At 70.6% G+C, this 7,078-nt stretch carries 6 protein-coding genes; 2 read left to right on the top strand and 4 right to left on the bottom strand.

Translation table 11 applies throughout. The annotated features are described in order from the left end of the window. Nucleotides 1-19: 19 nt before the first annotated feature. The 4 genes from GTW43_RS06095 to GTW43_RS06080 all read right to left on the bottom strand — a co-directional run bounded on the left by GTW43_RS06095 (nt 20) and on the right by GTW43_RS06080 (nt 5,087). Nucleotides 20-1,735, bottom strand: coding sequence for a glycoside hydrolase family 13 protein (locus GTW43_RS06095; RefSeq protein ID WP_161300216.1), 1,716 nt, complete (start codon nt 1,733-1,735; stop codon nt 20-22). Nucleotides 1,736-1,786: 51 nt separating this feature from the next. After that, nucleotides 1,787-2,704, bottom strand: coding sequence for a carbohydrate ABC transporter permease (locus tag GTW43_RS06090; protein WP_161300217.1), 918 nt, complete (start codon nt 2,702-2,704; stop codon nt 1,787-1,789). Nucleotides 2,705-2,723: 19 nt separating this feature from the next. Beyond that, entirely contained in the window at nt 2,724-3,716 is a 993-nt protein-coding gene (locus tag GTW43_RS06085) for a sugar ABC transporter permease (protein WP_161300588.1), read from the bottom strand. Between the two features lie 96 nt (nt 3,717-3,812). Next, nucleotides 3,813-5,087, bottom strand: coding sequence for an extracellular solute-binding protein (locus GTW43_RS06080; RefSeq protein ID WP_161300587.1), 1,275 nt, complete (start codon nt 5,085-5,087; stop codon nt 3,813-3,815). 343 nt (nt 5,088-5,430) lie between these two features. Between GTW43_RS06080 and GTW43_RS06075 the strand changes: the two genes are divergently transcribed. Together GTW43_RS06075 and GTW43_RS06070 are read left to right on the top strand one after the other, a co-directional pair. After that, nucleotides 5,431-6,519, top strand: coding sequence for a LacI family DNA-binding transcriptional regulator (locus GTW43_RS06075; protein WP_161300586.1), 1,089 nt, complete (start codon nt 5,431-5,433; stop codon nt 6,517-6,519). 94 nt (nt 6,520-6,613) lie between these two features. Next, a partial coding sequence (locus GTW43_RS06070) for an Lrp/AsnC family transcriptional regulator (protein WP_161300585.1) occupies nt 6,614-7,078 on the top strand: 465 nt, incomplete at its 3' end.

The following is a 7,078-nucleotide window of genomic DNA, read 5'->3' as shown; positions in this document are numbered from 1 at the left end:
TCCTTCTCAGGACGCGCGGTTACGCGGTCGTCCACCACACCGTCGTGTCCGCGGGCAGCTCGAACGTGCCCTCGGCCGACGCGACCGGTCCGGACGCGAGCAGGACCGTGCCGGGCACCGGGAGGCGGACCGGCGCGCCCGTCGTGTTCACCGTGCAGGCGAACCCGGGCCGCTCGAAGTGGAGTACGCCCTCGGGGGCGTCCTCGCGCCAGGTCACGCGGTCCCCCGCGCCGAGCCCCGGCGTGGCCCGGCGAGCCGCGATGGCCGCACGGTACAGCTCCAGGGTCGAGCCCGGCACGCCGCTCTGCGCCTCGACGCTGAGCTCGCCCCAGACCGCGGGCTGCGGCAGCCAGCTGCCGCCGCTCCCGAAGCCGTACGAGGAGCCGGTGCGGGTCCACGGGATCGGCACCCGGCAGCCGTCGCGGAAGCCGTCCTGGCCCGCGGCGCGGAAGAACGACGGGTCCTGGCGCACCTCGTCGGGCAGGTCGGTCACATCGGGCAGGCCGAGCTCCTCGCCCTGGTAGACGTAGGCCGAGCCGGGCAGCGCGAGCATGAGCAGGGTGGCGGCGCGGGCGCGGCGCAGGCCGAGCTCACGGTCGCCGGGGGTGCGGATCTGGGTGCCGAGGCCGGGCGGGTTGGCGTAGCGGGTGGCGTGCCGGGTGACGTCGTGGTTGGACAGCACCCAGGTGGCCGGGGCGCCGACGGGGCGCATGGCGTCGAGGGAGCTGTCGATGATGGCCCGCAGCTCGGTCGCCTCCCAGGGGGCGCCCAGGTACTGGAAGTTGAACGCCTGGTGCAGCTCGTCGGGGCGTACGTAGTGGGCGGTGCGCTCGACGGTCGGGGTCCACGCCTCGGCGACGAAGATCCGGCCGCCCGGCTGCCGCCGACCCGCCGCGGGCAGGCCTTCGGACTGCACCTCCCTCCGGTCGTACTCGTCGAGGATGAGACGCCACGAGCGGTAGACGTCGTGGACGCCGTCCTGGTCGAAGAACGGCATGACATCGTTTCCGAGCAGCTTGAGCTGGTCGCTGCCGCCGAGGTCGGGCAGGCCCTCGGCCTTGACCAGGCCGTGGGCGACGTCGATGCGGAAGCCGTCGACGCCCATGTCGAGCCAGAACCGCAGGATGGAGCGGAACTCGTCGGCGACGGCCGGGTGATCCCAGTTGAGGTCCGGCTGCTCCGGCGCGAAGAGGTGCAGGTACCACTCGCCGTCCGGGAGCCGGGTCCAGGCGGGGCCGCCGAAGATGGACTCCCAGTCGTTGGGCGGGAGTTCACCGTGCACGCCCTTGCCGGGGCGGAAGTGGTAGCGCTCGCGCAGGGGGGAGCCGGGCCCGTCGGCGACGGCCCGCCTGAACCACTCGTGCTGGTCCGAGGAGTGGTTCGGGACGAGGTCGACGATGATGCGCAGGTCCAGGGCGTGGGCGTCGCGGATGACCGCGTCGGCGTCGAGGAGCGTGCCGTACATGGGGTCGACGGCCCGGTAGTCGGCGACGTCGTAGCCGCCGTCGGCCTGCGGGGAGGCGTAGAAGGGGCTCAGCCACACCGCGTCCACGCCCAGGTCGCGCAGGTACGGCAGACGCTGCCGGATGCCTTCGAGGTCGCCGGTGCCGTCGCCGTCGCTGTCGGCGAAACTGCGCGGGTACACCTGGTAGATGACGGCGTCGCGCCACCATTCCGCGGCCGCGCGGGTGTCGCCGGCGGGGGCCGGTGCGGTGTCGGTGGGGTGCTGGCTCATGGTGTCCTTGCTGCGTGGGAAGCTGGCAACTGGTCGGTGGTGCGTGGGTGTTCAGCCCTTGGTGCCGCCCGCCGTGAGGCCGGTGACCAGGTGCTTCTGGACAAGGTAGAAGAAGGCCGTGACGGGGATCGCGATCAACACCGCGGTGGCGGCCATGAGGTTCCACTGGGCGTCGTGTTCGCTGACGAAGCTCTGCAGGCCGACCGCGAAGGTGTACTTGGAGTCGTCGAGCAGGAACGTCGAGGCGAAGGGCACCTCGGCGAACGCGGTGATGAAGCTGTAGAACGCGGCGACGGCGATGCCGGGCTTGGCGAGCGGCAGGATGAGCCGCCAGAAGGTGCCGAAGGGGCTGAGCCCGTCGATGCGTCCGGCCTCGTCGATGTCGATGGGGACGGTGTCGAAGTAGCCCTTCATCAGCCACGTGCAGTACGGCACGATCGTCGTGCAGTTGACGAGGATGACGCCCTGGTAGGTGTCGATGAGGCCGAGCTCCGAGAAGATCTCGTACATCGGCACGATGAGGACGGCGATGGGGAACGCCTGCGTGAGCAGCAGGGTCCACATCAGCGGCCGGTAGCCGGGGAAGCGCATCCGGGAGACGGCGTAGCCGGTGGTCGCCGCGAAGAGCACGCCGAGGACGGTGGTGCCGAGCGAGATGACGAGCGTCGACCGCATCCACTCGAAGAAGTTGGTGTGCGCCAGGACCTCGGAGTAGTTGGCGAAGGTGGCCTTGCCGGCGATCTCGCCGGGGTGCAGGTAGTCGTCCTTGTCCGGGCCGAGGGACAGGTAGACGAGCCAGATGACGGGGAAGAGCGCGACGAGGCTCGCGACGGCGAGGGTGCCGTGCGACAGGGCCCGGGCCAGGGGGCTGCGCTCGCCGCGGCGGCGCACCGTGGCGGTCCTGCCGCGGGCGGGGCCGCCGGTGCCGGTGCGCTGCGCGGGAATCTCGGGTGCGGTCGTGGTGCTCATGGTGGTGGCTCCTGCGGCGTCAGACGGCGAGCTGCTCATTGCGCTTCAACCAGCGGTAGTAGAACGTCGTGAACACGGTGAGGAGGGAGAGCAGCAGCACGCCGTACGCGGCGGACTGGGCGAACTCCCGCGGCTGCTGGCCGAAGCCGAGCCGGTAGGCCCACGTGACGAGGATCTGGGCGTCCGGCGCCGTGTTGCCGAACAGCAGGAAGATGATCGCGAACTGGTTGAAGGTCCAGATCACACCGAGCAGGACGACGGTGGAGCTGACCGACCTGAGGCCCGGCAGGGTGATGTGCCGGAAGCGCTGCCAGGCGTTCGCACCGTCCATCTCGGCGGCCTCGTAGAGGGAGGCGTCGATGGACTGCAACCCGCCGAGCAGGGAGATCATCATGAAGGGGACGCCGCACCAGGTGTTGACGAGGATCGCGGCGATCCGCTGGAAGGTCGGGTCCTCCAGCCACTGCGGCTGTCCCAGGTGCAGGGAGCCGAGCACCGAGTTGATGATCCCGGAGTCGGCGAGCATGATCCGCCAGGCGAAGACGGTCACGAAGGTGGGCACCGCCCAGGGCAGGATGAGCAGCAGCCGGTAGAGGGTGCGTCCGCGCATCTTCTCGTTGAGCAGCAGCGCGAGGCCGAGACCGATGCAGTAGTGCAGGGCGACGCAGACGGCCGTCCAGACGACGGTCCAGATGAAGTGGGACCAGAAGCGGTCGTAGGCGGCGGGACCCCACAGGATGTCGGCGTAGTTGTCGAGGCCGATGAACTGGTAGGTGGCCTCGATGTGGTTGACGCCGATCGTCCGGGCGGAGTTGAGGCTGTCGGCGTCGGTGAGTGTCAGGTAGAAGCCCCGCACGAGCGGGTAGCCGACGAGGACGCCGAGCACGACGACCACCGGGGCGATCATCGCGTACGCGTACCAGTACTTCCGGTAGGAGTCCTTGAAGCGCTGGATCGGTCCGGGGCGCGGCGGGCGGCTCTGGGTGGCCGGTCGGTCGACGGCGAGGGTCATGCGGGGCACCTTCTGCATCGGGCTGGGGCAGGTCGGTGCCGGTTCGCGCCCTCCCCTTCGGGGCGCGAACCGGCCGTTACACGGAGACCGGCGGGGTCACTTGGAGAAGTCGGGCACCAGCTTGGTGAACGCCGTCTCGAGGGAGCCGAGGCCCTTGTCGAGGGACTCCTTGCCGGTGGCGATCTTCGGGAGCTCCTGGTCCATCGGCGTCCACAGCGAGCTGTACTCGGGCAGCTCGGGGCGCGGCCGGGCGGCGGGCAGCACCTTCTGGTAGCCGGCGATGCCCGGGTCGGCGGTGACCTTCGCGGTGTAGGCGTCCGAACGGGTGGGCAGCGTCGAGTTCTTCAGGGCGATCTGCTCCTGCGTCTTCGCGGAGGTCATCCACTTGACGAACGTGAGCGAGGCTTCCTGGTGGGCCTTGTCGGAGCCCGCGTAGACGGACAGGTTGTGGCCGCCGGTCGGGGCGCCCGCCTTGCCGGTGGAGCCGGCCGGGACGGTGGCGATGCCGAGGTTGCTCTTGTCCTTGAACGCGGAGCCCTTGTAGAAGTTCGTGATCTCCCAGGGGCCCTGGATGATCGCGGCGACCTTGCCGTTGACGAAGGCGTCCTGGATGTGGGCGTAGGCGTCGGCGGTGGCGTCGGCCTTGTGCAGTCCCTTGCCGTCGAAGAGGCCCTGCCAGGTGGTCATGCCCTTCTTGGCGGCGGCCGAGTTGACGGTGATCTTCTTGCCCTGCGCGTCGACGGTGTCGGTGCCCTCGCCGAACAGGAACGGCTGGGCGTAGTAGCCCGCGGTGGAGGCCCAGTAGCCGTCGACGCCCGCCTTGTCCTTGACCTTGGCCGCGTCGGCCTTCAGCTCGGCCCACGTGGTGGGCGCCTTGTCGATGCCGGCCTTCTTGAAGAGCGCCTTGTTGTAGACGAGCGCCAGGGTGTCCGTGACCAGCGGGACGCCGTACGTCTTGCCCTCGAACCCGGCCTGCTCGATCAGGCTCGCCTGGAACTTGTCCTTGTCGGCGAGGGCCTCGGTGCCGTCGAGCGGCAGCAGGTAGCTCTTCTTCGCGAACGCGGGGGTCCAGCCGACCTCGGCGCGCAGCACGTCCGGGGCACCGCTGGCGCCGGCCGCGGTGTCGAACTTGTTCTGCGCCTGGTCGAAGGGGACGTTGGTGTACTTGACCTTGATGCCGGGGTTCTCCTTCTCGAACTCCTTGGCCAGGGCCTTGTACGTGGGCGCCTCGTTGGTCGCGTTCGAGGTGTCCCACCAGGTGATGGTGACCGGGCCCGACGCCTTGCCGCCGTCGTCGTCACTTCCGCCGCAGGCCGTCGCCGCGAGTGCGAGGGACGCCACCACCGCGGTGGCCGCTATGCCACGCCGCATGAGATCTCCTAGAGGGTGAAAGCCCGTGTGTGGGCCAGGCCCGTGTGTTCAGGGCGAGGAGCGGTCCCGTCCGCTCCCCAGGCCGACTTGCCGACTGCACCGTTGCGGCCGCCGGGCGACGTGAACGTAACAGCGCCGTAAGCCCCGCGAAAGACCTTGCAGAAAAATTTTGCAGGACGGACGCCACGTTACGGGTTCGTGACCTGCAAGACCGCGCAATGGCTGGGGTGTTATGCCCTTGTTCACCCGTGTTTGCCGAGCTGAAAGGGTCTGCAAGGTCTTGCCACAAGGGGCGTCCACGGGGATCATCGGTGCTCTTGTCCGGAGTTCCACGAGGAGAGCGATGACGCAGCTGCCCGCACAGGCCGCCCACCGGCCGGTGCCGTCCCCGCCGGCGACCGCCCGGCTGGCCGACATCGCGGCCCAGGCCGGTGTCAGCGAGGCGACGGTCAGCCGCGTGCTGAACGGCAAGCCAGGCGTCGCCTCCGCCACCCGGCAGTCCGTGCTCGCCGCACTCGACGTCCTGGGCTACGAGCGGCCGGTGCGGCTGCGCCGTCGCAGCGAGGGCCTGGTCGGCCTGATCACCCCCGAGCTGGAGAACCCGATCTTCCCCGCGCTCGCCCAGGTGATCGGCCAGGCGCTGACCCGCCAGGGCTACACCCCCGTGCTCGCCACCCAGACACCGGGCGGCTCCACGGAGGACGAGCTCACCGAGATGCTGGTCGACCGCGGCGTCACCGGCATCATCTACGTCTCCGGGCTGCACGCCGACACCACCGCCGACACCCAGCGCTATGAGCAACTGCGGGCGCAGGGTGTGCCGTTCGTGCTCGTCGACGGGTTCTCGCCGAAGGTGCGGGCGCCGTTCATCTCGCCGGACGACCGGGCGGCGACGCAGCTCGCCGTGACCCATCTCGCGGCCCTCGGGCACGGCCGGATCGGGCTCGCGCTCGGCCCGAAGCGGTTCGTGCCGGTGCAGCGCAAGATCGAGGGCTTCGTGCACGCCATGCAGGAACGGTTCGGCCTGGACCCCGCGGAGATCGAGCGTGACCTCGTGCAGCACTCCCTCTACACGCTGGAGGGCGGACAGGCCGCCGCCGCGCACCTGCTCGACCGCGGCTGCACGGCGATCGTGTGCGCGAGCGACATGATGGCGCTCGGGGCCATCCGCGAGGCGCGCCGACGCGGGCTCGAGGTGCCGGACGACGTGTCCGTGGTCGGTTTCGACGACTCTCCGCTCATCGCCTTCACCGACCCGCCGCTGACGACGGTGCGCAAGCCGGTGCAGGCCATGGGGCAGGCGGCGGTCCGCGCAGTCCTGGAGGAGATCGGTGGCACGCCCACCCCGCCGACCGAGTTCGTCTTCATGCCGGAGCTCGTGGTGCGCGGCTCGACGGCCTCCGGCCCCGGGGTGAGCGCACCTCGCGCCTGAAGGGCTCGGCGGGCGGCCGGGACCGGGCCATTGGTACAGTCGGCGCGTTCCGTCCTGTACCACCCGTCGCCACGCCCGAGGGAGCACACCGCCGATGGCCGTGGACCAGCTCGACACCCGTATCCTGCGGCTCCTGCTCGACCAGCCGCGCACCAGCGTGCGTGAGTACGCGCGGATCCTGGGGGTGGCCCGCGGCACGCTGCAGGCCCGCCTCGACCGGCTGGAGCGGGACGGCGTGATCACCGGCACCGCCCCCACTCTCTCCCCCGCCGCCCTCGGCCACCCCGTGCTCGCCTTCGTGCACATCGAGGTCACCCAGGGTCACCTCGCCGACGTCGGCGACGATCTGGCCGGCGTGCCCGAGATCATCGAGGCGTACTCGATCACCGGCGGCGGCGATCTGCTCGCCCGGGTCGCCGCCCGCGACGCGGGGCATCTCGAGGACGTCGTGCAGCAGCTCAACCGGCTGCCCGGCGTCGTGCGCACCCGCACCGAGGTCGCCCTGCGCGAGCGGGTCCCGCACCGGCTGCTCCCCCTGGTCGAGGCGATCGGACGCGCG

The organism is Streptomyces sp. SID5785, assembly GCF_009870065.1.
Taxonomy (GTDB): domain Bacteria; phylum Actinomycetota; class Actinomycetes; order Streptomycetales; family Streptomycetaceae; genus Streptomyces.
Note: the sequence above shows the minus strand (reverse complement) of the source record. Positions and strands in the feature narration are given on the sequence as shown.

What these genes read in the sequence shown, in the direction of transcription:
- GTW43_RS06095 (WP_161300216.1), bottom strand. Translation starts at nt 1,735, where the DNA reads ATGAGCCAGCACCCCACCGACACCGCACCGGCCCCCGCCGGCGACACC.
- GTW43_RS06090 (WP_161300217.1), bottom strand. Translation starts at nt 2,704, where the DNA reads ATGAGCACCACGACCGCACCCGAGATTCCCGCGCAGCGCACCGGCACC.
- GTW43_RS06085 (WP_161300588.1), bottom strand. Translation starts at nt 3,716, where the DNA reads ATGACCCTCGCCGTCGACCGACCGGCCACCCAGAGCCGCCCGCCGCGC.
- GTW43_RS06080 (WP_161300587.1), bottom strand. Translation starts at nt 5,087, where the DNA reads ATGCGGCGTGGCATAGCGGCCACCGCGGTGGTGGCGTCCCTCGCACTC.
- GTW43_RS06075 (WP_161300586.1), top strand. Translation starts at nt 5,431, where the DNA reads ATGACGCAGCTGCCCGCACAGGCCGCCCACCGGCCGGTGCCGTCCCCG.